The sequence below is a fragment of the Streptomyces sp. 3N207 genome, assembly GCF_052246355.1.
In the GTDB taxonomy this organism is placed as follows: Bacteria; Actinomycetota; Actinomycetes; order Streptomycetales; family Streptomycetaceae; genus Streptomyces.
In genome coordinates, this window is sequence record NZ_JBQQBV010000025.1 from 88,717 (window position 1) to 112,507 (window position 23,791).

Sequence of the window (23,791 nt, forward strand, 5' to 3'; positions counted from 1 at the left end):
TCACCCAATCCCCGTGTGAGGCCACTTGCCGCACGCACGGTAGTGGTCTAGTCCTGATTGCCGCGAGCGATGATCCCGCAGACTCGGGCCCCAGGGAAGCGAGTTGACCGAGCGATCGCTGGTGTTCCGCTCCACCATTGTGACCCCTGTTGCCCACCCGCCCCACGCCGACCCCGCCCCGGCCCTCTTCCCGCCCTCACTCGTTCCCGGCCGAGCCCCGGGGCCGACGTCCCGCCCTCAACTCCTTGCCGGGCGCGTTGCGTTGACGTAGACCGGGCATAGAGGTGCGCGTAGTTCGCCATCCCGGTTGAGTCACCTGAGGATATGGGCGGCTTCGACCTGGTGGAGGTGGATGAGGATGTCGTAGGAGCGGCCGAGGGCGGTTGCCGGGTCGTCGGTCGACCAGTACAGGCCGTAGGAGCGGGTGGGGCGGGCTGCGGCGAGCCAGGTGCGGGCTGCTTGGGGCGCGGTGCGCAGGTCGATGCTGAAGTCGCGGTAGCGGACTTTGTCGAGGGTGTACTCGTTGTGCCCCTTCGGGGCCGGCGTGACGGTGTATTCCTTGGGCTGCTGGGCGGTGGGGTCGGGCAGGGCGTTGACGGTGCCCTTGTCGAAGGTCAGGCCGATGTTGACGTAGTCCGCGCCGAGTTGTTCGTGCAGGAAGGCGCCGGTGGGTTCCGGGAACTCGTCCGGGTTGTCGCTGGTGTAGGCGACGTGGCCGTTGTTGGAGGCGAGCAGGATGCGGCCGCCCTTGTGCCGCAGCCACCAGGCTGTGTTGGCGGCCATGACCCGGTCGCGGTAGCGCATACGCTCGGGGAACTGATCCTCGGGGAAGGCGTAGGCGGTGTAGCTCTGGGCGATGGCGGTGGCGTTCTGTACGGCCCAGGTGTGCGCCCGCTCGGCGTCGCGGTCGGCGGTGCGGGGGCGGCCGTGGTCGCGGAGCACTGCCAGGGCGGCGTCGGCCTGGTCGGACTCGGCTCGGCGTGCCGGGAGTTCTTTGGCCAACTGGCCGGCCATCCACGGCCCCGCCTGCGTCCCGGCCGCCGGCTTCAGCCCCGCGTAGTGGTTGCCGATGCGCTCGGCCAGGTCGGGGCGGTGCGCGGCGAGGTAGTCGGTGACGTGGCGGAAGGCGTCGCGTCCGGCGTAGCCGAGGTCGTTGCCCACGAACCGCAGCTGCGGCCGGTGGGGGTGGGTGATGTTGTAGCGGCGCATCCACCGGATCAGGTCGAGGTACTCCTGGGTGTTCCAGAAGACGTATTGGCCTTGGAACTCCCTCCGCATGATTTGCGCGGGATCGCCGATGCCGCGGGTGACGTAGGCGTCCAGGCGCAGGCCGGTGCTCCAACTCGCCTCCAGCACGAAGGTGGTGAAGCTCTTGGTGGTGACGAGATGGCGGAAGAGACGCTGCTTGAGCGTGAAGAACTCGTGGGCGCTGTGGCTGGCCTCGCCCAGGCCCACGACGTGTGCGTCGCCGACCATGCGGCCGAGCGCATCCAGGTCGCTCAGTGGCCGAGCGCCGCGATTCAGCGCGTCGACCGGCTCGGCGGCCGAGGAGGTCCTCGCTGTGATGGCGCCGGTGCCGAGGGCCGCCGGAGCGAGGACGGCGGCGGTCAGGCCGAGCAGACGGCGGCGGTTGACGGGGCGGGCGTGGCTCATGGCATCTCCCTCGAACGGTGAGTACGGCGCGACAGTAGTCAGGATTTGGGCGCTTGCGCAAGACGGCCGTCTTATTCGTTTGCCTCATGCTTACGCGCAATAGATCGGGTAGCGTTCTCGGCATGGGAAATCGCGAGGATCTACTGGCGGGGGCCAGGCGCTGCCTGGAGGAGAAGGGCTGGGCCCGGACCACGGTGCGCGACATCGTGACGGCCGCCGACGGCGTGAGCATGGCGGCCATCGGCTACCACTTCGGCTCCCGCGAGGCGCTCCTGAACGCCGCTCTCATCGAGGCGATCGACGAGTGGGGCACACGGCTCGGTCGCACGCTGGCCTCCTTCGGCGAAGCCGGAAGCAGTCCGGCCGCGCGCTATGAGGCGATGTGGGCCGCGATCATCAAGTCCTTCCAGGACGACCGGACGCTGTGGCTGGCCACGCTCGAAGCGCTGCTCCAGGCCGAACACTCCGACGATCTGCGCCGCTATCTGGCCGGCAGTCAGGCCCAGGGCCGCCAAGGTCTGGCTGCGCTGTTGCTCAGCGCACCCGAGGACGAGGTCGGCGATGCCGCCGCCCGCACCCTGGGCGCCGCGCAGATGGCCCTGTTCACCGGCCTGATGACACAGTGGCTCACCGATCCCGGCCAGGCTCCCGACGCCTCGGAAGTTGTCGCGGGCCTACGCGCCCTCACCGGCATCGTCGAGACACGCGAGTAGCCCGGACACCGCCCGATCCACCAGGCCGTCGGCACCGACGGGCGGCCCGGAATGTCGAGCGTCGGATGCCGGGGCGACAAGAGGGAACCGCGCTGGGCTCGCAGGCGCCGCCGGCTGACCGCCGAGGCCGGCGAGCACATCGGTAGCACCCTCGATGTGCTGCGGACGGTGCAGGAGCCGGTGCGTGGCGATCCCGGGCCTCGCCGACTTCATCAGCGTGCTCGCAGAGCAGACGGTCCGGTCGGCCGTAACACCTGGCAGCTATTGTGACGAGGCAATTCGAACGGCCGGAAGCGGAGGTGGGTCGTGTCGGACGAGGGGCGGCTCATCGGCGGGCGCTACCGGCTGACCGAGCAGATCGGCCGAGGCGGCATGGGCACGGTGTGGCGCGTCCAGGACGAGGTCCTGGGCCGCCAGGTCGCGCTGAAGCGGCTGCACTCGCAGCCGCAACTGTCCGACGCCGACCTCGCCACGCTCTACGAACGCATGCGCCGCGAGGCGCGCAGCGCCGCCTGCATCGTGCACCCCAACGTGGTCGTGGTCCACGACGTGGTGGACGACAGCGGTCAGCCCTGCATCGTCATGGAGTACGTTCCGGCGGTCACACTCGGCGATCTCCTCAAGGAGAAGGGCACCCTTCCGCCCGAGGAGGCGGCTCGCATCGGCCTCGGCATGGTCGCCGCGCTGCGGGCCGCGCACGCCGCCGGAGTGCTGCACCGCGACGTCAAGCCCGGCAATGTCATGCTCGGCGCCGAGGGACGGGTGGTGCTCACCGACTTCGGCATCGCCATGACCGCCGACGCCTCCACGCTGACCAAGACCGGCGAAACGGTCGGCTCCCTCCCTTACATGGCGCCGGAGCGGATACGCGGGCAGAAGCCCGGACCTGCCTCGGATCTGTGGGCGCTGGGCGCGACGCTGTACCAGGCGGTGGAGGGCCGGCCGCCGTTCCACCGGGACACCGCGATGGAGGTCGCGTACGCCATCGCCGTCGATCCGCTGGAGCCTGTGAAGCGCGCCGGACCGCTGGCACCGCTCATCGAATCGCTGCTGCTCAAGGATCCGGACCAGCGGCCGTCGGCGGAGCTGACCGAGCAGGCACTGCGGGCAGCCCGGTCCGGCGGATCGACCGAGGTGCTGCTTCAGGCAGCGCCCGCACAGACCGCGGGACCCGTCCGACCCGACGAGGGACCCGAACGGCGCCGAGGCCGCAAGAAGCGCCGCGTCGTCCTCACGGCCGTCGTCGCCGTTGCGGCCGCGGCTGCGGCCGTCACAGGCGCGATCCACGCGACATCCGATCGTGACACGGACGCCGGGAAAAGCCGCCCCAGCACCGCACCGTCTTACACACCACCCCCCGTGCCCAAGGGCTTCCACAAGGTCACCGAGAAGAAGTTCGACGCTTCCTTCCCCGTGCCGGACGGCTGGAAGGTCATCGATCGGACGAGCGATTCCGTCACCTACGGCGACAAGTCCCGCCGGGTCGGCATCACGCTCGGGATGGTGCACCCCGCAGGTTCGCACCCCGTGGCGCACTTCAAGGACATAGAAGCGAACACCAAGAAGAACTACTCCGTGTACCGCAGGCTGCGCATGCAGAAGACCACCTTCCGGGAACAGCCGGCCGCGATCTGGGAGTTCACCGTCCAGGGACGGGCCCGCACGTACCGCGCCATCGACCTGGGCTTCGGCCGCGCGGGCGGCCGCGAGTACGACCTCTACCTCTCGGCCCCCAACGCCCAGTGGGACACCCACCGCCCCGTTTTCGACACGTTCAGGGACGGGTTCGCCGTGACCGATCACTGACCTTCCTGCGGCGGGCCCGTTCGGTGCCTGCCGGCCAGGCGTACGACGAGGGGTCCAGGGACGGGCCTCCCGAGTCAGTCGTCAGCGTCAGGGAGACTCTAGGGTTCTCGCTTGTGACTGAACTTTCCTCGTATCACCGTGCGACAGCTGATGCCTACGATGCCGTCGCTGTCCTCTATGACGAGCTCGCCCGCAATGCACTCGACGGTGCTCCGCTGGATCGCGCGGTGCTCGCCGTGTTCGCCGAGACCGTGCGAGCCGCCGGCTCCGGGCCCGTCGCCGAGCTGGGATGCGGCCCTGGCCATGTCACTGCACACCTGCGGGATCTGGGGCTGGACGTCTTCGGCGTCGACCTGTCGCCCGCGATGATCGGTCTGGCCTGCGAGACATACCCGGACCTGCGGTTCGAGGTCGGCTCCATGGACGCCCTGGACCTGGCCGACGGCCAGCTGCAGGGCATCGTGTCCTGGTATTCGGTCATTCACATCCCACCGCAGGACGTGCCCGCGTACCTCGCCGAGTTCCGTCGGGTACTCGCGGCCGACGGAACTCTCCTGCTCGCCTTCTTCGAGTCGGAAGGTGAGCCGACCACAGCCTTCGACCACAAGGTGGCGACGGCCTACCGATGGCCGATCGACGATCTCGCGGGGCTGGCCGGTGAGGCCGGCTTCACCGAGGTCGGCCGGATGCTGCGTGAGCCCTTTGAGGGGGAACGGTTCCGCCGGGGGCATCTGCTGATGCGCACAGTCGCAGCGCAGTAGTCACATGATCCGCCGCCGGCCTGTGCCTGCGCCCTCAACGCTGTCAGAGCGTGCCGTCGAGCCAGAGGGCGTACTGTTCCCGCACGTACGAGCGGGGATCTCGCGGTGCGGCTCTACCCTCCGGTGCCGAACCGCCTGCGCGACTTGTTTCCGACTCCAGGACGCAGAGACGTGGAGATATGTGAGGGTGCTTCGTGCCCGGCGGTAGGGGGACATCAGGCCGGCCGCGCGGCGATCAGCAGGGCGTAGCCGAGGGTGCCGTCCGCGACGGCGGCGCGGGCGGCGTCGAGGACTGCGGGGGCCGCCGTCAGGTCGACGCCCGCTTCGGTGAGCCGGGCCGGGGCGGTGATGCGCAGCAGGTTCAGCCGTGCCTCGATCTGGTCGATCATCCGGAGCAGGGCCGCGTCGTGACGTTCGGTGGTCAGGATGCGCAGTCCCGCGGCGGCCAGGATGTCGGCGTACTCCGGCAGGGGGCGGGCGTCGGCGACGCAGGCGATCCGGGCTCCCAGACCGGTCAGCTCGGCGGGCAGCTGGTCGGGGGCGGCGGTGACGTCGGTGATACCGATCCGGCCGCCGGGCTTGAGGACGCGGGCGAACTCGGCGGCGGCTTGTGCCTTCCCGGGGAAGGTGCACAGGGCGCACTCGCACACCACCGCATCGAACACGCCCTCCGGGTAAGGCAGGCGCTCGGCATCGCCGGTGACGAACACAGCCCGCTCGGCAAGCCCCGCCGCGTGCGCGGCCCCTTGGGCGAGGGTGGTGTTGGCCGCCGCGTAGTCCACGCCGTCCACCCGCGCTCGGTAGGAGTCGGCGAGCAGGAGAGCGGTGGTGCCGCGGCCCGACGCCACGTCCAGGACGCGGCTGTTCTCGGCCAGTTGGAGTTTGTCGGCGAGACGGCGGGTCAGGGCGGTACCGCCGGGGTGGTAGGAGTCGCCGAGCAGGAGAGCGACGACGTCCTTGGTGTAGGCGTCGGCGCAGCAGGCTTTGACCTCGTCGCTGTTCATGACTGCTGTTCCTCCGTATCCGTGCGGGCGGTCTGCGAGCCGTACGGTGTCGGCGTGAGCCGGTCCACGAGCGGCAGCGCGTTGGGCACCACGTCCGCGACCGGCACGCCGGACATCCGGGCCCGTACCTGCTCGCGGTAGCCGACGGAGTTGTAGGCGCAGAACGGGATCAGACGTCCGTCCGGGGTGATCTCCTCGACGCAGCACTTCATCAGCTGTTTGACGTTGAGGGTGTACGGGTCCTGGAAGTCCTGCACCACGACCATGAACGCCTTGTCGTGCAGGTCCTTCACGGCCTGCGGCAGGTCGATACCGCAGCTCTCCCCGCAGTCCAGCGCCTCGGCGGTGGCGCGGAGTTTCTCCTCGGTGGTGGCGGTGCCCATGAACGCGGAGGCGGACCACAGCCTCTCCAGCGCCTCCCGGATGCCGCTGTCGGGCATGACCCGGTTGGTGACGTAGTCGAGGTGGTCCTCCACGTCGAGGAGGCGCGGGATGGGTACGACGGTGCGGTTGCCCGGCTCTCCGTCCACCAGCAGGTAGGTGATGGAGCGGCAGGTCGGGAAGCAGCAGGGGACGGGGAAGAAATCGCCCTTCTGGAACCAGCCCGGCAGCTGCTCATTGATCAGCTTGATCACGTCGGGGTTGGTGAGCCGGTTCAGCGGGTCGAAGGGGACGTGCCGGCCGGAGTGGGTGACGGGCTGGAAGGCCACCGAGCGGACAGCGGCATGGTCGACGCCGAACTCGACGATCGCGCCGAGTTCGTGTTCGTTCAGTCCACGCTCCACGGCCGCGACAAGGGTGACGGTCAGTCCGGCGTCGGCGCAGTTGTCCAACGCGCGCTGCTTGAAGGTCCGCAGGTCCCGCCCGCGGATCTCCCGGTGGGTTCGCTCCTCGAAGCCGTCGAACTGCAAGTAGATGTTCACCGACCTGCCGGGGGTCTGGTTGCGCTTGCCCAGCTCGGCGACGAAGTTCTGGTCGGTGGCAAGGCGGATGCCATTGGTGTTGAGGGTGACGTTCCTGATCGGACGGTCCAGGGCCAGGTCGATGAAGTCGAGGATGTGCTTGTGGATGGTGGGCTCACCGCCGGAGAACATCACCACCTCCGCCTCGCCCTCGCTCTCGACGAAGACGTCGAGCATCCGCGCGCACTGCTCGTGGGTGAGGGAGTAGCTTCCCGCCGGCTCTTCCCCCAGCCTTCGGCCGGGAGATGCCCCCAGGGAGCCGCCCCCGGGCTGGTGGCCGGAATCGGCGAAGCAGATCGGGCAGTCCAGGTTGCAGCCGGTGTTGACCTCGATGATGCCGAGGCAGGCGTGCTGCTTGTGCTCCGGGCACAGCCCGCAGTCGCTGGGGCAGCCATCCCGTACCTCTGTCTGGAAGGAGAGGGGGATGGTGCCGGGCTTGTTGTAGCGCGCCGAGGACAGGTATTCCTCGGCATCGCCGTAGACCAGGGCCTCGAACTCGCCATGCTCGGAGCAGCGTTTCCGCAGGTACACCTTGTCCTCGCGGATGTTGACCTGAGCATCGATCGGGGTCTTGCACAGCGGGCAGATCGACTTGGTGAACTCGACGAACACCTCGTCCCGGTCCACCTTGCGTCGTGGTGTCGGGGTTTGGGTCATGGGGGATTCCTCCACTCGGCAGTGGCCGGGTTCGCCGGCGGTGACCGGGATCGGCTCCCGGCCGGAAGGCGCCACGCCACGGGCGCTGGGGTGAACGGCGAGAACGTCGAGCGGGCAGGCGCCGCGACGCGTAGGCGACGGCTCCGCACGCGATTGCCACTACTCCGCGTTCTCGGGGCACCGCTCGTCGGCTTCGCGGGGCCCGGGTGGGGGCGGCGCCCGCTGAGAGACGCGCAGCAGCAGCCCGGCATAGAGCAGCATCAGCGCGTCCTGAACGAGGACGATCCAGCTCAGCGACTGGGTCAGATAGCTGCCGAAGCAGCCGCAGTTGTCCACTTCGAGCCCGCGGACGTACGCCTGCAATGCCAGCGCGCTCCACATGAGCGCCACCGCGGTGTACGCCCACACAGGCGTGCGGACCACCGAGCGGGGGCGGCCCAGGAACCAGCCCCCGCACACCAGTTCCCCGGTGATCAGGATGCCGGCGAGGGCCGCCGCCCCGGCACCGGTGACCAGCCCGTAGGCAGCGAGGATGCCCGGCATCTCGCCGAGCGAGGCGAGCTGACCGGCTGCCATCGCCGTGAGCACCGTGCCGAGTACGATCCGCAGCACCATGGGGCCGATGCTAGAAGCCGTGGCTGCCCGCGGGATGGAAGCGCGCTCACCGAAGGACCGACCGGCCGGTATGGGCTACCGGTGGTCGGCGCTGCGCTCGGCTTCGTCCTTGACCGAGGCGAGGGAGGCCGCGACGGTCCGCTCCCAGTGGGCGGCGACCGTCCGGCCCCAGCGGGCTCCGGCCCGCCACAGGTCCGTGCCCAGTTCTCCGTCGTACACCAGGCGCGTACCGGTCGGCTGCTCGGTCAGGACGAACGCTTCAGTCACGTGCGGCACCGGCCCTCGCACCAGCCGGAAGTCGACGCGTTCGGGCCGAGTGAAACGAACCGTCTCCACCGTCACGGCCCGGAACCGGCCGTCGGCCAGCGGCGTGACGTGCGCGGCCAGCACCATGTCGCTGCCCCGCTCAAGTACCTGTACCTTCTCCCGCATCGCCCGCGTCGTCCGCCCCAGATACGGCTGAGCGATCACATCGAACACGACCTCCCGGGGCGCGGCGATGTCGAGCGTCTGCGGGCCGAGGGGCCGCACCCGTCGCCCCAGCCCCACATCGAGCGGCAGTGCACCACTGACCAGCCCGGCATACCCGCCCGCGGCGACGGCTGCGACGGTGGCAGCGGAACCTGCGGCCCAGGCCGCGGCACGGGCCGGACGGATGGTCATGACGCGGCCTCCGGCTCACCCACGACCGTGATCCCCTGCCCGAAGGCGACAGGGTTGCCCTCGACGACCACGGTCAGGTCCGCTTCCGCGAGGACCGCGCCGTTCCCTACAGCCCGCACCATGATCTCGCCCCTTGTCGCAATGAAGACGTTCCGCCGACTGCCACGCTAGGCCCGGACCCGGCACCGGTTCGGTCAGCGCGCGCACGATTCTCCGTACTGAGCAGATCGGGAGTGCCGTACAAGCTGAGGTCGGCGAACTGCCGCACTCCGCATGGTGTGTCGCTGAGTTACGTGACGCCTGGACTCACTGTCACCGTCGACACGTACCGTGAATCACCTGGCAGGGCGCCTGCCCGACCGTCAGCCGACCAGAGGAGAGCGCATGCTGCGTGCCGTGTTCGTCCGCACCTTGAAGCCCGGCGTCACTGATGAGGAGTTCATCCAAGCCTGGCTTCCGCCTGGCCTGACCAAGGATTCCTATCCCTCAGGGGTGAGCATCAGCCACAGCATCACCGACGAACGGCAGATCATCTCGATCTTCGAGGTGGACGCCACCCGGCAGGACTTTCCTGAGGTGCTCGGCTCCCTGGTTCACCCGGATTCGGCCGCCCGACTGGCCGAGATCGTCGAGTCGACACAGCTGGAAGCCGTTTTCGAGGACACCGCGACCTTCGGGACACGACAACCGCTCGGTCCCGACGATCGGTAGACCTCAGCCGGCCGAGAGCCGTGCACCCCGGCCTGCGTTGTTCCACCGGGGCGTACGCATCGATGCCCGTGTCGTACAGCACGCGAAGGTGTTGGGACACGGCACTCGGTGTCGCCCTGAGCGTACCGAGCAGCGAGGCGAGAGCGGACGCGGCTTCCAGTACGAGCTACATCTGCGGCCATGTCGGTCTGATGGCCAGTTCCCAGTACTGCTCCAGGAGTTCGCAGAGGTCCGGGCGGACGACGGCCGGTTCGTGCAGGTCGAGGCTCGCTTGACTCGGCATCGATACTGGTCGGACAGGCCAGTTCGCGAATCAGACGGCAGCGATAGGCATATAGGGGCGTGACATGACGGCACAGGAATCCCCCTCCGCACCGGAACCCCCCTCCGCACCGACCCCCGGCGCAGCACCGCAGCCCGCCACCGGCCGGGCCGGTCCGGGGGCGCCCTACACCGACCCCACCCTGGGCATCCCTGTCGCCACCTCCTGGCGCGGCGAGCCCCGCAACAGGCTGGTGACCATCGGCGACTCCCTCACCCAGGGCTTCCAGAGCTGCGCGGCCTTCCAGACCCAGCTGTCGTATCCGGCGATCATCGCGCACGAGCTGGGCTGGGCCGAGCACTTCCGGTACCCCTCCTTCGACGGCTGCGGCGGGCTCCCGCTCAACCTGGAGATGCTGCTCCGCGACATCGAGGACCACTGCGGTCCGACGCTCGACTGGTGGGACACCCCCTCGGCGCTCTTCCGGGCTCGCCGCTTCATGGACAAGGTGGAGGACTACTGGGAGCGCGGCGGCGGCTGCACTCCGGTGACCAACACGGCCATCAACCACAACCTGGCCGTATTCAGCTGGGATCTGCGGGACGCGCTGGACAAGTCGGCGGACGTGTGCCGCAAGATGATCGACGCCCCGAGCGACAACCTGGTGCGGCAGGTGGTGGACAGCCCGGGTGAGCGCGCCGCGCTGCGCACCCTCCCCACCCGGCCCCCGGCCTCCGGCGCGCTCAGCCAGGTGGGTGCGGCAGCGGCACTGGGCGAGCAGACCGGCGGCGCCCGGCACGGCGAGGCCACCGAGGACGGCGAGCGGGAAGCGGACCCGGACCACGGCATCGAGACGCTGATCGTCTTCCTGGGCGCCAACAACGCGCTGTCTTCCGTCATCGAGCTCAAGGTCGCCTGGAGCGAGGAGGGCTACGACGATCTGCACGAGAAGGCGCGGTTCACGGTGTGGCGGCCCGAGCACTTCGCGGCCGAACTGGAGCAACTGGCCCACGCGGTCGGGCAGATCAAGGCCCGGCACGTGATCTGGTGCACCGTCCCGCACGTCACCATCGCCCCGATCGCGCGGGGAGTGCGCGGCAAGCAGGAACCCGGGTCGCGCTACTTCCCGTACTACACCCGCCCCTGGATCAGCGACAGCGACTTCGACGTGGAGCGCGATCCGCATCTGACCGGCGAGCAGGCGCGCGCGATAGACGCAGCGATAGACCAGTACAACGACGCCATGGCCGAGGCCGTGCGCACGGCGCGGCGCGCCGGGCGGGACTGGTATCTGCTGGACGCCGCGGGGCTGCTGGACCGGCTGGCCTGCCGCCGCTACTTCGAGGACGAGCGGGCGCGGCCCGACTGGTGGACGCCGTATCCGCTCCCCCGTGAGCTGGCCGCGCTCGACCCGGTGCCCAACTCGCGGTTCCTGCTGAGCGACGGCGACCGGCGCAGCGACGGCGGACTCTTCTCGCTGGACGGCGTCCATCCCACGACGGTCGCCTACGGCATCCTCGCCCAGGAGCTGATCGACGTGATGCGGCGGGCCGGGGTGGAGTTCCGTACGCCGTACGGGGGCCGGCCGCGCAGCGAAGCGGTGCGGGTCGACTTCACCCGGCTGGTACGCCGCGACACCCTCATCAACCGCCCGCCGAACAATGTCACCTCGGGTCTGCACTCCATCGGCTGGGCCGACGAGGCGCTGGACGTGCTGGCCCGGGCGCTGCGGTTCGGCCGCCGCCGAGGAAAGTAGGACGGCACGGGCTCAGCTCCCGTTCCCGTACCGCACCAGGGCCCAGGCCAGACACCCGAATGCGGCCGTGTTGCAGAGGGTGCGGAGCAGGTTCCACCGGTTCCACGCGCCCTCGAAGCGCTCGCGCAGCTCGGCCAGCCGTTCCGCGCTGTCCGGCAGGCCACCGGCGTCGAGCGCATCGTTCAGCGGGACGTTGAACGCCATGGTGATCACGAGGACGGCGAGGTACAGCACGGCCCCCGCCACGATCCACGGCACCGCACCCCTGCTGCCACCGCCCCACAGATGCAGCGAACCGGCGGCGACGATCAGCAGCAGCGAACCGGCGAACAGCAGCAGGAACCAGCCGTTCAGGATGGCCGTGTTGATGCGCTGCATCCCCTCCACGAACGACCTGTCCCCGGAGCGCCGCAGTCCCGGCATCACCGCACAGGCGAAGCCGTAGTAGACGCCCGCGCTCAACCCGGTCAGCAGTACGGCGCCCATCAGCGACAACCCTTGCAGCACTCGCACATCCGTCCCCTCTCTGTCGTGCCCGCTCCAGTCGGACGGCGGGCAGTACGTCCAGTCAACCGGGGACGGGCGCGGCACCCCATGGTCGAGGCGCTCAGCGGGATGTGCCGGCGTCGCACCCGCCACGCGTGGGATCAGTCGGTGAAAACCAGAAGATAACCGGCGCGCCGCTCAGGTTCGACAGTCGGATTTTGTCAAGGTCACTCTGCTTCATCTCGGGAGGCGGAGTCGTCCATGCCTGAATTGCCGGCACAGCGCACTGCACCATGCGGCAGCGAGCCTCGGGGGCTGATGACCGTCCTGCACCTCGCCCAGCCCGTCGAGGGCGGGGTGGCGCGCGTTGTCGCCGATCTCGCGGAGTCCCAGGTCGCCGCGGGGCTGCACGTCGTCGTGGCGTGCCCCGCGGGCGGCCGGCTGACACAAGCGGCGGCGGCAGCGGGTGCCCGCACTGTGCGCTGGTCCGCCGTCCGGGAGCCGGGGGCGTACCTCGCGGCCGAGGTGTACGGCGTACAGCGGCTGCTCCGTGCCGTACGCCCCGACCTGGTGCACGCGCACAGCGCCAAGGCCGGGCTCGCCGCACGGCTGGCGCTGCGCGGCAGGCTGCCCACCGTCCACCAGCCGCACGCCTGGTCCTTCGAGGCCGCCACGGGAGGCACCGCGCGGCTGGCCCGCGCCTGGGAGCGGTACGCGGCCCGGTGGGCGGACCGGGTGCTGTGTGTGAGCGAGGCCGAGCGGGAGGCCGGTGCAGCGGCCGGGGTGCGCGCCCGGTGGGCCGTGGTGCACAACGGGGTCGACACGGCGCGCTTCACCGCTCCCGACACGCGGCAGGCGGAGGGCGGCATGGCGCGGCACGCGGCGCTGCGGGAGCTGCCGCCGTCGGCGGTGCGGGTGGTGTGCGTCGGGCGGCTGTGCGAACAGAAGGGACAGCGCACTCTGTTGGCCGCCTGGTCGCGGGTGGCGGCCAGGGTCCCGGAGGCGCGGCTGGTGCTGGTCGGCGACGGCCCCGACCGGGAGGAGTTGCGCCGCGCTGCCCCGCCCGGGGTGGTCTTCGCGGGCGCGGCCGACGCGGTGTGCGACTGGTACGCGGCTGCCGACCTGGTGGTGCTGCCGTCGCGGTGGGAAGGCATGGCGCTGACCCCGCTGGAGGCGATGGCCTGCGGTCGCCCCGTGGTCGTCACCGACGTGGCCGGGTCCCGTGAGCTGCTGCCCCCCGGCCAGGAGACCAGCTGTCTGGTGCCGCCCGCCGACCCGGACGCGCTCGCGGACGCCGTGGTACGGCTCACGCTCGACCCCGGGCTGCGCGCCGAGTTGGCGCAGGCGGCCGGCGAGCACGTACGGGCCCGGTTCGACGTGCGCACCACGGCAGCCGCCGTGCTGGAGCTGTACCGGGAGGTGCTACGGCAACGGGGCGCGACGGTGGCTGTCCCGGTCGCGGAGTGGGCGGGTACGCGATGACCGCGGACAGCACCGACAGCGGCCAGGGCCCGCCGGGTGCGGCGACCGGCCCGGTGGACGCTGCTGTCGGGCGGCCGGTCCGCAGCGCGCCCGTCCTGCCCCGCCCGACCTCAGGCGCGGGTACCGAAGCAGCGGGGACCGACGTTCGTGAGCCGGCCGCGTACGGCAGGCGGTCGCCGACGCCTTCGGTACCGTCGGCGCGCGGACCTGTTGCGGCGCCGCCGCCCCGCGCCGCCACCCCACGCTGCCGCGGTGCGGCTCTGCCGCTGGCCGCCGCCGACGTGGCGGCGACCGCCGTCGCCGTGCTGAGCTGCGCGGGCCCGGACGTGGCACCGCAGCTGCTGGCCCCCACCTGTGCGAGCCTGGCCGCGCTGTGCGCGCGAGCGGGCCTCTACCGGCCGGGGCTCGATCCGCAGGCGCTGGCCGAACTCCCCGCGCTCAGCAGGCGCGTCGCCGTCGCCTGGTGCGTCGGGGTCACGGTGCTCGCGGCGTGCGGAGGCACCGGGGCGCTGAGCCTCACCACACTGCTGGCGGGTATCGCCGCGAACGCGGTACTGGTGTGCGCGGCCCGCGCCCTGGTGCACGGGGTGCGCCGCCACCGGAACCGCCGCAGACCGCGCGCCACGCTGGTCGTGGGGCGGGGAGAAACGGCACGGGCGGTGACCGCCGCGCTCGCCGAACGGCCTCGGTACGGACTGCGGCCCGTGGCGCTGGCGGACCCGGGTGGGTTCGGTACGGGGCACGAAGGGGCGACGGGTGACGCCGCCGGCCGGCCCCCGCTCCCCGTCGTCGCCACCCTGGAGGAGGTGTCGCGGGAGGTCGCTCGCGGCGCGGTGCAGGATGCCGTCTTCGTACGGTCGCCCTGGGACGACCCGCACACCGCGGCGCTGGCCCGGCTGCTGGGCGAGCGCGGAGTGACCGGCTGGCTGGTACGGCCCGGCTGCGCGCTGGGGGCACACGGCGGGCACGCCCTGCCGGGCAGCAGGCGGTCCGCCGAGCACCATCTGTGGGGGTTCTCCTACCACCGGCTGGCCCTGGGCTGCCCCCGGCCGCGCACCGGCCTGCGCAAACGACTGCTGGATCTCGCACTGAGCGTGCCCGCGCTGCTGTTGGCGACACCGGTGATGGCCGGCTGCGCGCTGGCGGTACGCGTACTCGACGGCCCGGACGTGCTCTTCCGGCAGGAGCGCATCGGTCGGGCCGGACGCCCGTTCACCCTGCTGAAGTTCCGTACCGTACGACCCGCCGACGAGCACGAGGCGGCGACCAGGTGGACCGTTGCCGGCGATGCGGGCACCAGCCGCGTCGGTCGGCTGCTGCGCCGTACCTCGCTCGACGAGCTGCCGCAGCTGTGGAACGTCCTCCGGGGCGATATGAGCCTGGTCGGGCCACGGCCGGAACGCCCCTATTTCGTCAAGCAGTTCAGCCGGCTCCACCCCGGCTACGCGCAGCGGCACCGCACCCCGGTCGGCCTCACCGGACTGGCGCAGATCCACGGGCTGCGCGGCGACACCTCCATCGCGGACCGGGCGCGGTTCGACAACCACTACATCGAGACCTGGTCGCTGTGGCAGGACATCCGCATCATCTGCCACACGGCGACCTCCTTCTTCCGCCTGGAGGGCCGGTGAGCGCGGCGACCGGCAGTGCGGCACTGCCGTCGCGGACCGGCGGAAGGACGCCGGTCGGCCGGTTGGCGCGGATCGGGCCGAGCGGACCGGCGGTGCCGGTCGTGGTGACGGTGCTGCTGCTGTGCGCCCCGGCGGACCGTACGAGTCCGGGCGCGCACAGCGGTATGACCCTCGCGGACATCTGCTCGGGCGTGCTGGTGGTCTGGTGCGCGCTGGGGCTGCTGCGGGACCGGGCCATCCGGCGTACGGCAGGCCGCTCTTCGCCCCGCGCGCTGACGCCGCTCGCCGCGCTGGTGCTGGGCGCGCCCGCCGCGGCGTTCGCCGTGACGACCATCGCCTCGGCCGACCCTGCGGCGAGCCTGCCCGGCTTCGTGCGCTACCTCCAGCTCTTCGTCCTGGTGCCCGGCGCGGTGCTGCTGTCGCTGCGGAATGCGCGGGACGCCCGGCTGGTGTGCGCGGCGGTGGTGCTGCTGGCACTGATCGAGGGCGCGGTCGGCGTGGTGCAGGCCCTCACCGGTACCGGTGCCTCCTACCAGGGCGAGAACGTCCGCGCGGTGGGCACCTTCGGCGCGCTGGACGTGATGGGCATGGCCACGGCCGTCTCGTACGGACTGGTGACGGCGCTGGCGTGCGGCCTCCACCCGCCGACGGGCGCCCCCCGGTGGCTGCGCCCTTGCGCGCTGGGCTGCGCCGCCGTACTCGTCGTCCCTCTCGCCCTCTCCTACAGCCGGGGCGCGTGGATCGCCACGGCCCTGGCGGCCCTGCTGCTGCTCGTGCTGCGCGGGGCCCGTACGACGGTGTGTGTGCTGGCCGCGGTGGTGGCCGCCGGTGTGGTGCTGGTGGGGGGCTTCGGGGTGGCCACCCAGGAGTTGACCCAACGGGCCCGGAGCATCACCGAGGTGTCCAACTCGCCGGACCGCTCGGTGACGGACCGGTACTCCCTGTGGGGTGCTGCCGTGGACATCTGGCGGCAGGCGCCCGCCACCGGAGTCGGCCCCAAGGGCTTTCCCGAACACCGCGACGCACACGCCGCGTTGGAGCTCTCCTCCGGCGGTGACGCAGCGGGTGCCGGAACGCCCTTCCAGCGCGAGCCGCTGCTGTCACCGCACAACATGTATCTGCTGGTGCTCAGCGAACAGGGTCTGGTGGGCACGGTGGCGCTTCTGGGCTCCTGGGGCGCACTGCTGGTGTGCTCCCTGCGGCGGCTGCGCGGCACCCGGCGCGACCCTCCGGCCTCCCGCGCTGCCGACTGCGGCGCGGTTGCCGCGGGTCTGCTGGTGTGGCAGGGCGTGGAATTCCTGTACGGAGACATCGGCGGCCCCTCGACCGTCCTCACCGCCCTGGTGCTGGGGCTGGCCACCTGGTGGGCGCTGTCGCCGGTGGTGGAACGGGACACGGACGGGAGCCCGTCCCCGGTGGTGGAACGGGACACGGACGGGAGCCCGCCGCCGGTGGTGGAGCCGGACACGGACGGGAGCCCCGCGCGATGACCGGCCCCCGTCCCGCTCCCGCCACGGAGGCCGACCCTCCGGTCGCCGGGCCCGTGGCAGCCGGCGGCGAGGAGTCGCCGCGGCTCGGGCGGTTCCTGGCCCGGGCAGCGGCCGTGACCGCGGGACTCACCGCAGCCGGATCGCTGTGCGGGCTGCTGCGGGACCAGGCCATCGCCCAGCTCTTCGGCGCGGATGCCGGCACCGACGCGTTCCTCGTCGCCTGGACCGTGCCCGAACTGGCCGCCACCCTGCTGATCGAGGACGCCATGGCGCTGGTTCTCGTGCCCGCCTTCAGCCTCGCCCTCTCCCGCAGGGCGGCCCGGGAGGCGGAGGCGCGGGGCAGGACGGCGGAGGAGACCGACCCCGTACGGGCGCTGGTGGCAGCCACCCTGACCCGGCTCGCGCTGCTGCTGGTCTGCGCCGCCGGGCTGCTGATGCTGGCCGCGCCGTATGCGGTACGGCTGCTCGCGCCGGGCCTGCCCGACACCGGCACCGCGGTGGACTGTCTGCGGCTGACGGCACTGACGGTGCTCACCTTCGGTCTCGCGGGGTATTTCAGTGCGGCGCTGCGGGCGCACCGGCACTTCGTGGCGCCTGCCGCGATCTACCTGGTCTACAACGCGGGCGTCATCGCGGTGATGTTCGCCGGGCACGGCCGGTGGGGCGTGCGGGCCGCGGCGCTGGGCGTCGCCGTCGGCGGAGCGCTGATGGTGCTCGTCCAGCTGCCCGCGTTCCTGCGCCGACTGCCCACCAGGGACGCCGCCCCCGGAAAGGCCGCCGCCCGGGCGGAGGGTGCCGCTCGGGACCGGTCCTGGCGAGCGGCGCGCGGGGGGCGGGAGCACTCACCTACCGGCGCGCTCGTCGGCATCGGGGTGCTGGCGCCGGTCGTCACGTTCACGGTGAGCCGGCAGGCGCAGGTGTTCTTCGAGCGCTTCATGGCGTCCTCGCTGCCCGCGGGCGCCATCTCGCACCTCAACTACGCGCAGAAGGTGGCCCAACTGCCGATGGTGCTCTCGCTGATGGTGTGCACCGTCACCTTCCCCGTCGTGGCGCGTGCCATGGCCGACGGCGACGCGGCCGCGGCCCGGCGGCGGGTGGAGCGGGATCTGACACTGGCGGGGATCGTGGTGCTGCTGGGCGCCGCGTACGTGATGGCCTGCGCGCCGCAGCTCGTCGGCCTGCTCTTCGAACGCGGTGCCTTCGACACGCGGGACACCGCCGCGACCGCCGCGGTGATGCGGGTCTACAGCTGCGGGCTGCTGGGGCACAGCATGGTCGGCGCCCTGGTGCGCCCGTTCTTCTCCGGCAGCCGTCCGCCCTGGTACCCGGCCGCCGCGATGGCTGCCGGGCTCGCCGTGACCGTGGGCACCGGGGTTGCGGCGGCGGGCAGTTGGGGGGTCCTGGGCATCGCGGCGGCCAACGCGCTGGGCATCACCGTCACCGCGGCGCTGCTGCTGCACGGGCTCGGCGCCCGGGTGGTGGCCGTCGACGTACCGCGGGTGGCGGCCGGGCTGCTGCGGCTGCTGGTGGCCACCGGCACGGCTGCCACCGCGGGCTGGGCCGCCGCCGCGCTCTTCTCGGCCCCTCTCGCCGGGGCCGTCGCGGGCGGGGCGGTCGTGCCGGCCGTCTTCCTGGCAGTCGGGCTGCTGGTGGGAGCGCCGGAGCTGCCGCAGCTGCTCGCCGCCGTCAACCGAACGATCACCGCCGTCGAACGGAGGGTCACTCATGGCCGCTGACACCCGTGTCCGAACTCCCTGGCTGCTGATGTACCACTCGGTCGCCGAGTGCGCCGACGACCCGTACCGCATCACCGTCTCGCCCGCGCGGCTGGAGCGGCAGCTGCGCTGGCTGCGGGACCGGGGGCTGAGAGGGGTGGGTGTGGGGCAGTTGCTGCGGGCCCGCGCGGCGGGGCGGGGCGGCGGGCTGGTGGGGCTCACCTTCGACGACGGTTACGCCGACTTCCTGACCGCTGCCCTGCCGCTGCTGCGCAGGTACGAGTGCTCTGCGACCGTGTTCGTGCTGCCGGGGCGGCTCGGCGACGACAACGTCTGGGACGAACTGGGCCCGCGCAAGCCGCTGCTGGACGCCGACGGCATCCGGGCGGTGGCCGCAGCCGGTATCGAGGTCGGCTCGCACGGGCTGGCCCACACCGACCTGACCACGGCCGACGACGCCACCCTGGAGAGCGAGACGGCGCACAGCCGCAGCCTGCTGGTGGAGCTGACCGGGACGGCGCCGGCCGGGTTCTGCTATCCGTACGGGACGCTCGACAGCCGCGCCGTCGGGGCAGTGCGCGCTGCTGGTTACCACTACGCGTGCGCCATCGATCCGGGCCCGCTCACCGGGATGTACGCACTGCCGCGTGCCCACATCGATGCCCGGGACACCTCCGTACGGCTGTATCTGAAGAAGGTGCTGCACCCGCTGCGCCGCAGGCCGCTGCCCGCCGCACCGGCGCCCGCCGCGGCGGTCCCCCGGGACGGTGTACGCCGATGAGGGTGCTGCACATCATCACCGGGCTGGGTGTCGGCGGCGCGGAGGAGCAACTGCGGCTGCTGCTACGCCACTTGCCGGCGCACTCCGTGCACAGCGAGGTCGTCACCCTCACCGCACCGGGCACCGTCGCGGAGGGCATCCGCGCCGACGGCACCCGAGTGACCCACCTGGGTATGACGGGCAACCGCGAGCTGGCGGCGCTGCCCCGGCTGGTGCGGCTGGTGCGCTCGGGCGGCTACGACCTGGTGCACACCCATCTGTACCGGGCCTGTGTGTACGGCAGGATCGCGGCGCGGCTGGCCGGGGTGCGCACAGTGGTGGCCACCGAGCACTCGCTGGGCGACAGCATGCTGGAGGGCCGCCCCCTCACCCCCGCGGTCCGCGCCCTCTATCTGGCCACCGAACGGCTCGGCAGCACCACCGTCGCCGTCTCCGGCACCGTCGCCGGACGGCTGCGCCGCTGGGGAGTACCCGCGGCACGGCTGTGCACGGTGCCCAACGGCGTCGACGCGGCCCGCTTCCGTTTCGACGCCTCCGTACGCGCCGCCGTGCGGCGGCAACTGGGCCTGCCCTCTGGCGCTTTCGTGGTGGCCGGGGTCGGCCGGCTGGTGCCGGGCAAGCGCTTCGGCGCTCTGGTGGACGCCGTGGCCGAGGTGCCCGGCGCGCGGCTGCTGTTGGCCGGTGACGGCCCGGAGCGCCCGGCCCTGCGCGCCCGCGCCGAGGCGCTGGGCGTCGCGGACCGGGTACTGCTGCTGGGCGAGTGCGCGGGAGGACTCGGTGCTCAGCCGGCGCCTGGCGGCCCGGCGCCCGATGTGCCCGGGGTGCTGGCGGCCGCGGACGTGTTCGTGTCGCCGTCCGCGGAGGAGTCCTTCGGGCTGGCGGTGGTCGAAGCGCTCGCCGCCGGGCTGCCCGTGCTGTACGCCGCATGTCCGGCGGTCGCGGACCTGCCCGGCGAACAGGCACCGGGCGCCCGTGAGTTCCCGTCCTCGCACGAAGGTCTGGCCGACGCGCTGCGGGCGGCACGGGCCGCCGGACCGGTGCGGCTGCCGGTACCCCCGGCGGTCCGCCACTACGACATCGCGCACTGCGCGGAGCGCCTGGTGCGGGTCTACCGCACCGCCCTCGGCACCAGCTCGCGCGGCAAGGCCGTACCCACCACCGGACGGCGCGCCCCCTCCCGGGTGCCGTCGCCCCTCCCCCATCACAGCCCCCTGACAACGAGGTGAGTTCCATGTCCAAGGCCGCACCGGGAAAGGCCGCACCGGGAAAGGCGGCACCGGCCTTCGAGAGCGCGCCGGAAGAGGCCGTCGCCGGCACAGCGAGAGCTCCTGCGGAAACGCCGACGGCACCGCGCCGGCGCGGGCCACGCCGGGTGCCCGGGTGGTGGCCGCTGCCGGCGTGCGTGGCGCTGGGCGTGCTGGGCGGGGCGGTGTACGCGGCCGTCGCGGAACCGCGCTACGAGGCCACCAGCTATGTGCTCGTCTCCCCCGGCGCGCACGCGGAGGCGGCGTCGGCCCTGGGCTATGCGCAGGCGTACGGGAAGATCGCCACGGACGCCCTCGTGCTGGACGCCGCGGAGGCCGCCTCCGGGCTGCCACGCGGCACGCTGCGGTCCCAAGTGCGTGCCGGGGCCTCGCCCGACGCACCGATGGTGCGGATCACCGGCAGCGCGCCTCGGCCGGACAGGGCGGCCGACTACGCCGACGCCGTGGCCCGCTCCCTCACCGGCACGGCGCACAGGTCGGCCGACAGGACCGGTGTCCGGCTGACCGCCGTCGCGCACGCGGCGCCGCCCGCCGGGCCGGTCTCCCCGTCGATGCCGATCGCCGTGTCGGTGGGGGCGAGTGCGGGCGGACTGCTCGGCGGGCTGGCGCTCCTGGCCCGCCCGCAGCGGCGCGGACCGGCCGGCACCGCCACGGTGCCGGGGCCCGCCGCCGGTGATGTCGCCGGGTCGGCGGACGAGACCGGCGCACCGGCCCGGCCGGCAACGGAGTTGGAGGGTGCCCGATGACGTCCCCGCTACGGCCGCCCACCCGCCGCAGGCTTGCCGGTCCCGTGCTCTCGCCGTGGCGCGGCGGGCAGGGGGACGCCTCCGGGCAGCCGCCGGTCCGGCTGACGGCGACGCTGTGCCGGGCCGAGGAGCAGTTCGCCGCGCTGGCCGCCGACTGGGACGGGCTGCGTGCCCGTAACCGTTCGGCGACCCCGTTCCAGAGCCACGCCTGGCTGTGGTCGTGGTGGCGGTCGTACGGGCGCCGCGGCAGGCTGCGCGTCGTCCTGGTCCGGGAGAACGGCCGGCTGGTCGCCGCCGCTCCGCTGATGCTCGTGCACCGGCCGCTGCCCGCGCTGGTCACTCTCGGCGGCACCATCTCCGACTACCAGGACGTGCTGCTGGACGACAGCTGTCCCCGAGCGGCCGGGGCGCTCGCGCGCGCCCTCTATGCGGCCACCCGCAGCGCCGTGCTCGATCTGCGTGAGGTGCGTCCCGGTGGCGCCGCCGAGCGGCTGTACGCGGCCTGGCCGGGGGTCAGCAGGTGTCTTGCCGACTCGGCCTGTCTGGAACTGCCCGGCATCCCGATGGTGGAGATGCTGCGCCGGCTGCCACCGGCCGGCGCCAAACGCACCCGCCGCAAGCTGCGCCGTATCGAGGAACTCGGGATCGAGGCGCACGAGGTGACAGGAGAGCGGGTGCCCGACGCGGTGCGCACCATGCTGCGGCTGCACGAGCGGCAGTGGCGCGGCAGGGGTGTCACGCCGGAGCATCTGCGGTCCCGTTTCGGGGCGCATCTGGTGCGCTCCGTCGAGGCGTTGGTGGCCGGCGGGGACGCCGCGGTGACCGAGTACCGGATCGGCGGCCTGGTCGCCGCCTGCGATGTCGCCTTCACCTCGCCGGACCTGGTGTGCGGCTATCTGTTCGGCGCCGATCCGCGGCTGCGCGAGCAGCGGGTGGACATCGCGACCATGCTGCTGCGGCACGATGCCCAGTACGCGGCCGCCACCGGCCGGGGCACGCTGAGCCTGCTGCGCGGCACCGAGCCGTACAAGCTGCGGTGGCGCCCGGTGACCGTGGTCAACCGCCGCTATCTGCTGGCCCGTCGGGAGCTGGCGCCCGCGCTGGAGCTGCTCGCCGCGCAGGTGGCGGCACGCGAACTGGCGGCCGGTGCGCTGCGGAAGCGGCCTGCTGCCGCCAGGGTCCGCGCTCTGCTGGGCCGCCGGTGACGGCGGCACAGCAGCCAGGCCCGCTCCGGCGTGTTCCGGCAAGGGCGTGCCCCTGTCCGTCGACCGCGGACTGCGGGTCCTCCCCCAGGCTCTTCGAGCAGGGAGCTACCCCCATGGCTTGGCGCGCAGTTCCCCGCGCCGGGCATGCGAGATCCGCGGGGCAAGCCCTAATCCGCCAGGGCGCCCAGCCAGTCGAGGCGTACGCAGTAGTCGCCGATGCCGAAGCACCGCTCCCACCACGGCTGTGGCTCCGGCTGCGGTCGCGGACGGGCGATCAGCGCCGCGCGGTAGATCGCGGAGGAGACCACATTCCGGCGGCACTGCCACACGCCGTGCGGGCAGTAGTCGCTGATCGTCTGGTAGAGCGGCCGGTACCGGTCCATCCAGGCCAGCATCCGGCGGACGTACTCGGCGTTGTCCCCGTTGCGGAAGAGTCCCCACTCCGGGTACGAGACGGGCTTTCCGTGCCGCGCCGCGAAGTCGACGTGCGCCTGGAGTCCGTACGGTTCGCGTACCTGCTCCTCGAAGGACATGCCCTCGGGCTGGTCGTAGGCGTCCATGCCGAGTACGTCGACCACGTCGTCGCCCGGGTAGCAGCGGGTCCAGGGGATCGCGTCCCGGCCGCGGCTGGGGGCGAAGTCGAAGCGGAACCGCTGGCCCGGCACGGAGCGCATGGTGGCGACGATCCGGCGCCAGTACGCCTTCCAGGCCGCCGGGTCGGGACCGCAGCGGTGCGTGTAGGTGGTGCCGTTCATCTCCCAGCCCAGTACGAGGACGGTGTCCGCGAGCCGCTGCCGTACCAGCCGCTCGGCCAGCGTGCGGTAGTGGGCGTCGAAGTGTCCGGCCGCGCCCTCGCGCAGCAGTGTGCGCACCCGCTCGTCGGACAGTCCGGCCTCGTTGTGGTCCGCCATGGGCACGTTCAGCACCAGCAGCCGGCCGGGTTCCTCGTGCCGCCAGCGCGCCCACGGTGCCAGGAGGCGGGGCCGGCCCTCGATCTCGGACCACAGGCGGCCGGGCAGGTAGGTGTGCCCGGCGCGCAGCCGGGTGCCGCCCAGCCAGCGCTCCATGCCCCGGACCCGGCGCACCCCCTCGGGGCCGGAGCCGAGGAACGCGCCCACCAGCGGGTCGGCGGAGGACACCGGAGCGGAGGGGGAGCCGGAGGGTTCGGCCCGGGGCGTGGCGGCCGACGCGGGGGTGCGGGCGGGGCGCTCGCCCGGTACGGAGCCGGGTCCCGGCCGGCCGCTCGGCGGCACGGTGCAGGAGGCCAGCAGCCCGGCGATGACGGCTCCACCGCACAGGACCGCCCTGATCCGCTCGCGTCTGTGGGTGCGCATGGCTCCTCCTGGTCGCCCTCGGGCCGTTGTCGGCGCCGGGCCGATGTCCACGCCCCGGGCCGTTGTCCGGTGGTCCGCCGGTCCGCGTTCCTG

Annotated in this window: 21 protein-coding genes; 13 read left to right on the forward strand and 8 right to left on the reverse strand. The window is 72.5% G+C overall.

Annotation, left to right across the window (positions count from 1 at the left end; genetic code table 11):
* Positions 1 to 312: 312 nt before the first annotated feature.
* Positions 313 to 1,653: an erythromycin esterase family protein gene (locus ACTWP9_RS30140; protein WP_443249478.1), complete on the reverse strand. Its 1,341-nt coding sequence runs from the start codon at positions 1,651 to 1,653 to the stop codon at positions 313 to 315.
* 122 nt (positions 1,654 to 1,775) lie between these two features.
* Here ACTWP9_RS30140 and ACTWP9_RS30145 point away from each other — a divergent pair, with 122 nt between their 5' ends.
* The 3 genes from ACTWP9_RS30145 (at position 1,776) to ACTWP9_RS30155 (ending at position 4,933) form a co-directional block, all read left to right on the forward strand.
* Positions 1,776 to 2,366: a TetR/AcrR family transcriptional regulator gene (locus tag ACTWP9_RS30145; protein ID WP_443249479.1), complete on the forward strand. Its 591-nt coding sequence runs from the start codon at positions 1,776 to 1,778 to the stop codon at positions 2,364 to 2,366.
* Positions 2,367 to 2,672: 306 nt separating this feature from the next.
* A complete protein-coding gene (locus tag ACTWP9_RS30150) occupies positions 2,673 to 4,172 on the forward strand; it encodes a serine/threonine-protein kinase (RefSeq protein WP_443249480.1) in 1,500 nt (499 codons plus the stop codon).
* Between the two features lie 113 nt (positions 4,173 to 4,285).
* Positions 4,286 to 4,933, forward strand: coding sequence for a class I SAM-dependent DNA methyltransferase (locus ACTWP9_RS30155; protein WP_443249481.1), 648 nt, complete (start codon positions 4,286 to 4,288; stop codon positions 4,931 to 4,933).
* Positions 4,934 to 5,148: 215 nt separating this feature from the next.
* Here ACTWP9_RS30155 and ACTWP9_RS30160 read toward each other — a convergent pair whose 3' ends face one another.
* From ACTWP9_RS30160 to ACTWP9_RS30180, 5 genes are all read right to left on the reverse strand, one after another.
* The gene (locus tag ACTWP9_RS30160; RefSeq protein WP_443249482.1) at positions 5,149 to 5,937 is read right to left on the reverse strand and encodes a class I SAM-dependent methyltransferase; all 789 of its coding nucleotides are present in this window, start codon (positions 5,935 to 5,937) and stop codon (positions 5,149 to 5,151) included.
* A complete protein-coding gene (locus ACTWP9_RS30165) occupies positions 5,934 to 7,556 on the reverse strand; it encodes a radical SAM protein (protein ID WP_443249483.1) in 1,623 nt (540 codons plus the stop codon). The genes ACTWP9_RS30160 and ACTWP9_RS30165 overlap by 4 nt, the downstream gene beginning before the upstream one ends.
* 159 nt (positions 7,557 to 7,715) lie before the next feature.
* Complete coding sequence (locus tag ACTWP9_RS30170) at positions 7,716 to 8,171, reverse strand: MauE/DoxX family redox-associated membrane protein (protein ID WP_443249484.1); 456 nt, start codon at positions 8,169 to 8,171, stop codon at positions 7,716 to 7,718.
* Positions 8,172 to 8,246: 75 nt separating this feature from the next.
* On the reverse strand, positions 8,247 to 8,834 hold the full coding sequence (locus ACTWP9_RS30175; RefSeq protein ID WP_443249485.1) for an SRPBCC family protein: 588 nt from the start codon (positions 8,832 to 8,834) through the stop codon (positions 8,247 to 8,249).
* Positions 8,831 to 8,956 carry a hypothetical protein gene (locus ACTWP9_RS30180; protein ID WP_443249486.1) on the reverse strand — a complete coding sequence of 42 codons (126 nt, stop codon included), beginning with the start codon at positions 8,954 to 8,956 and terminating at the stop codon, positions 8,831 to 8,833. The genes ACTWP9_RS30175 and ACTWP9_RS30180 overlap by 4 nt, the downstream gene beginning before the upstream one ends.
* A gap of 262 nt (positions 8,957 to 9,218) precedes the next feature.
* Here ACTWP9_RS30180 and ACTWP9_RS30185 point away from each other — a divergent pair, with 262 nt between their 5' ends.
* Positions 9,219 to 9,545, forward strand: coding sequence for a hypothetical protein (locus tag ACTWP9_RS30185; protein WP_443249487.1), 327 nt, complete (start codon positions 9,219 to 9,221; stop codon positions 9,543 to 9,545).
* Between the two features lie 347 nt (positions 9,546 to 9,892).
* The gene (locus ACTWP9_RS30190) at positions 9,893 to 11,563 is read left to right on the forward strand and encodes a hypothetical protein (protein ID WP_443249488.1); all 1,671 of its coding nucleotides are present in this window, start codon (positions 9,893 to 9,895) and stop codon (positions 11,561 to 11,563) included.
* A 12-nt stretch (positions 11,564 to 11,575) separates the two neighbouring features.
* Here ACTWP9_RS30190 and ACTWP9_RS30195 read toward each other — a convergent pair whose 3' ends face one another.
* The gene (locus ACTWP9_RS30195) at positions 11,576 to 12,076 is read right to left on the reverse strand and encodes an anthrone oxygenase family protein (RefSeq protein ID WP_443249489.1); all 501 of its coding nucleotides are present in this window, start codon (positions 12,074 to 12,076) and stop codon (positions 11,576 to 11,578) included.
* Positions 12,077 to 12,310: 234 nt separating this feature from the next.
* Here ACTWP9_RS30195 and ACTWP9_RS30200 point away from each other — a divergent pair, with 234 nt between their 5' ends.
* From ACTWP9_RS30200 to ACTWP9_RS30235, 8 genes are read left to right on the forward strand one after another with little or no spacing between them, the layout of a single operon-like run.
* Positions 12,311 to 13,531: a glycosyltransferase gene (locus ACTWP9_RS30200; RefSeq protein WP_443249490.1), complete on the forward strand. Its 1,221-nt coding sequence runs from the start codon at positions 12,311 to 12,313 to the stop codon at positions 13,529 to 13,531.
* The gene (locus ACTWP9_RS30205; protein WP_443249491.1) at positions 13,528 to 15,162 is read left to right on the forward strand and encodes an exopolysaccharide biosynthesis polyprenyl glycosylphosphotransferase; all 1,635 of its coding nucleotides are present in this window, start codon (positions 13,528 to 13,530) and stop codon (positions 15,160 to 15,162) included. Before ACTWP9_RS30200 ends, ACTWP9_RS30205 begins: the two co-directional genes overlap by 4 nt.
* The gene (locus ACTWP9_RS30210) at positions 15,159 to 16,652 is read left to right on the forward strand and encodes an O-antigen ligase family protein (RefSeq protein WP_443249492.1); all 1,494 of its coding nucleotides are present in this window, start codon (positions 15,159 to 15,161) and stop codon (positions 16,650 to 16,652) included. The genes ACTWP9_RS30205 and ACTWP9_RS30210 overlap by 4 nt, the downstream gene beginning before the upstream one ends.
* Positions 16,649 to 18,388, forward strand: coding sequence for a murein biosynthesis integral membrane protein MurJ (murJ, locus tag ACTWP9_RS30215; protein WP_443249493.1), 1,740 nt, complete (start codon positions 16,649 to 16,651; stop codon positions 18,386 to 18,388). The genes ACTWP9_RS30210 and murJ overlap by 4 nt, the downstream gene beginning before the upstream one ends.
* Positions 18,378 to 19,148 carry a polysaccharide deacetylase family protein gene (locus ACTWP9_RS30220; RefSeq protein ID WP_443249494.1) on the forward strand — a complete coding sequence of 257 codons (771 nt, stop codon included), beginning with the start codon at positions 18,378 to 18,380 and terminating at the stop codon, positions 19,146 to 19,148. Before murJ ends, ACTWP9_RS30220 begins: the two co-directional genes overlap by 11 nt.
* On the forward strand, positions 19,145 to 20,374 hold the full coding sequence (locus ACTWP9_RS30225; protein ID WP_443249495.1) for a glycosyltransferase: 1,230 nt from the start codon (positions 19,145 to 19,147) through the stop codon (positions 20,372 to 20,374). The genes ACTWP9_RS30220 and ACTWP9_RS30225 overlap by 4 nt, the downstream gene beginning before the upstream one ends.
* A gap of 5 nt (positions 20,375 to 20,379) precedes the next feature.
* Entirely contained in the window at positions 20,380 to 21,159 is a 780-nt protein-coding gene (locus ACTWP9_RS30230) for a hypothetical protein (protein WP_443249496.1), read from the forward strand.
* A complete protein-coding gene (locus ACTWP9_RS30235; protein WP_443249497.1) occupies positions 21,156 to 22,364 on the forward strand; it encodes a GNAT family N-acetyltransferase in 1,209 nt (402 codons plus the stop codon). The genes ACTWP9_RS30230 and ACTWP9_RS30235 overlap by 4 nt, the downstream gene beginning before the upstream one ends.
* Positions 22,365 to 22,531: 167 nt before the next feature.
* Here ACTWP9_RS30235 and ACTWP9_RS30240 read toward each other — a convergent pair whose 3' ends face one another.
* Complete coding sequence (locus tag ACTWP9_RS30240; RefSeq protein ID WP_443249498.1) at positions 22,532 to 23,698, reverse strand: glycoside hydrolase family 26 protein; 1,167 nt, start codon at positions 23,696 to 23,698, stop codon at positions 22,532 to 22,534.
* Between the last annotated feature and the right edge of the window lie 93 nt (positions 23,699 to 23,791).